Source organism: Synechococcus sp. Cruz CV12-2-Slac-r, from assembly GCF_024346075.1.
Taxonomy (GTDB): domain Bacteria; phylum Cyanobacteriota; class Cyanobacteriia; order PCC-6307; family Cyanobiaceae; genus Synechococcus_D.
In genome coordinates this window covers 1-2096 of the sequence record NZ_JAGQEK010000233.1, presented here as the reverse complement: position 1 = coordinate 2096, position 2096 = coordinate 1, and the positions used below count along the sequence as shown (strand labels likewise).

3 protein-coding genes are annotated in these 2096 nt (G+C 43.5%); all 3 read left to right on the top strand.

What is annotated here, in order from left to right; translation table 11 throughout:
* Positions 1-301: 301 nt before the first annotated feature.
* The 3 genes from KB557_RS11095 (at position 302) to KB557_RS11085 (ending at position 1892) form a co-directional block, all read left to right on the top strand.
* Entirely contained in the window at positions 302-667 is a 366-nt protein-coding gene (locus KB557_RS11095; RefSeq protein WP_255134199.1) for an AbrB family transcriptional regulator, read from the top strand.
* A gap of 311 nt (positions 668-978) precedes the next feature.
* Entirely contained in the window at positions 979-1326 is a 348-nt protein-coding gene (locus tag KB557_RS11090) for a hypothetical protein (protein ID WP_255134197.1), read from the top strand.
* 326 nt (positions 1327-1652) lie between these two features.
* Entirely contained in the window at positions 1653-1892 is a 240-nt protein-coding gene (locus KB557_RS11085) for a DUF2811 domain-containing protein (RefSeq protein ID WP_255134195.1), read from the top strand.
* Positions 1893-2096 lie beyond the last annotated feature (204 nt).

Here is a 2096-nt window from a genome sequence, read left to right as displayed (position 1 = left end):
TGATGGATTATGAAAATAAATTTCAGGCCCGATCTCCCAAGTATTCAGCAACGTGAAAGCTGCTGTAGCAAGCAGATAAAAACCCCTGCAAGCTCTTGATAAGCAAGTCATAGCAAGTAAAAAAGGAGATATTAACGACGCTCTAGCAGGCAAGAACAAACGAGATTCAGCAAGTTACAAAAGCCAGTAAGACCTTTTTTAGCGCTGGTTGGGATCAATTTACGGGCTGCTAAACGCCTTTTATTCCACATTTGTTACCTCCTTAGTGATAGGTTAATAGAGCACTACAGATGCAAGCTTCATGCTCACCGGTACAGAACTGCTAACAGCTGTAAAAGAGTTCGGCGATGGCTCTAAATCAGCCCTAGTAAAATCTTGCGGCTATGTAAGCACAAAAAAAGACGGCTCTGATCGTTTGAATTTCACTGCTTTCTATGAGGCATTACTAGAAGCAAAAGGTGTAAGCCTTGGTGATGGCTCTTTGGTAGGAAAAGGCGGCCGTAAACTCAGCTACGTCGCTACTGTTCAAGGAAATGGCAATTTACTGATCGGCAAGGCTTATACCGCCATGTTGAACCTAAAGCCAGGTGATGATTTTGATATCAAGCTTGGCCGTAAGCAAATTCGCCTGATACCCGTTGGTAGCACAGAAGAAGAAGAGGATTGATCTTTACGCTATAGCTGTAAAGGGCCGCAAAGGAAAAAGAAAAAAGCGGCCCTTTTTTATGCAGTATCAAGTTTTAGATAAAGCATAAGACCGCAGACTATTGATTTTTGCCGCATGTTCTGTTAGCCCAGCGAGCTGCAAACTAGAGAAACGAGCAATAAAGCGTTTTTTATTTATCACGTGCTAAGGGCAGCAGCAAGCCTTTTGGGTTTTATAGGCCCTAGCAGTTCATCCAAATAAGCTCGCCTGCAATTACGGAAAGCAAAAAAAGCAAAAGGTGCTTTTAGATTTTTTAATCATTTCTTTTTTTAATGGCCCGCCTAGAAGTCGATCTTGCGCTAACGGATGCTGCATTTGCAGATTTCCCCAAGGCATTAGAGCAAATTGCAGCTGAAATAAAGGCTGAATTGTGCTGGCTGGATTTAAGAAATGCCAGTCTTGCCACCCTTGCAGGTACTCGCAAGCTGCGGGTAGAGATTTTGGTTGAGATCAACCCAGCCAGCACCTGCTCCATCTTGCTAAAAAGCTCAGAGGGGATGGGTAATGGCGCCCCTTTCACAACAGCCGTACTACAGCGCTTGCTAGAGCTGTTACGGCAATTCTTACCCGCAGCAGCTGTGAGCTACCGCTCTGATCAAGACGGACCAATACGGAAGTAAAAGCAAAATCACAGCAGTAATCAGCAGTGCTGAACATAGAAATCCTGCACAGGAAACAAGCAGTTCTTAACGGGTTTTCCACAGCTTTTATTGCTGTCTTTTCTGCCCTTGCAAGGTATCGCAGAAGACATGAGGGAAAAGTGATTTCCTACTTGACAGCAGAATCAAATCAGCAATGCCTGCTACAAAAAAACAAAATAAAACGTCAAAAGGATTGATAGCACTCAAATTAGCTGGTTTTATTTTTTAAACGGCAAATACCTGCCTGCTTTGACGGCAGCAGGGCGGGTGTGCGCTGATGGATGCAGTGATCGCTTTTGGGTTGAATGGTTGAGGTTCCAGATTTGATGCCGGCTCATGTGAGTGTGGAAAACGAATTTCCAGAAGATTTATTTAATGCAATGGCAGGTTTTATCCAAAAACATCATGAATGGGATCAATACCGCCTGGTCCAAGCATCGGTAGCAGCCTTCCTGTTTCAGCAAGGCTGCAAGGAACCAGCAGTAGTACAGCACTACCTCAATGGTTTATTCCAACGGCCACGGCACGTAAATTGCAAGATCTAGCTTTTGTGATTTGATTTGCTGATCACTGCCTTGTAATAGCCTGCTGGATATGATTTGTTTGGATTGTTCTTTTCTAAGGCAAATGCCCCTTTGATCAATGGCACCTTTGTTCTTGCTGCGTGATGGCAGCAAACGTGAATTAAATGTAGTTCCAACTGATCTAAAGCTAGAAAGCTATATCGATCAAAATAAGCAAACTATTTA

Coding starts and splice junctions, on each gene's coding strand:
- KB557_RS11090 (WP_255134197.1), top strand. CDS start 979: ATGGCCCGCCTAGAAGTCGATCTTGCGCTAACGGATGCTGCATTTGCA.
- KB557_RS11085 (WP_255134195.1), top strand. CDS start 1,653: ATGGTTGAGGTTCCAGATTTGATGCCGGCTCATGTGAGTGTGGAAAAC.
- KB557_RS11095 (WP_255134199.1), top strand. CDS start 302: ATGCTCACCGGTACAGAACTGCTAACAGCTGTAAAAGAGTTCGGCGAT.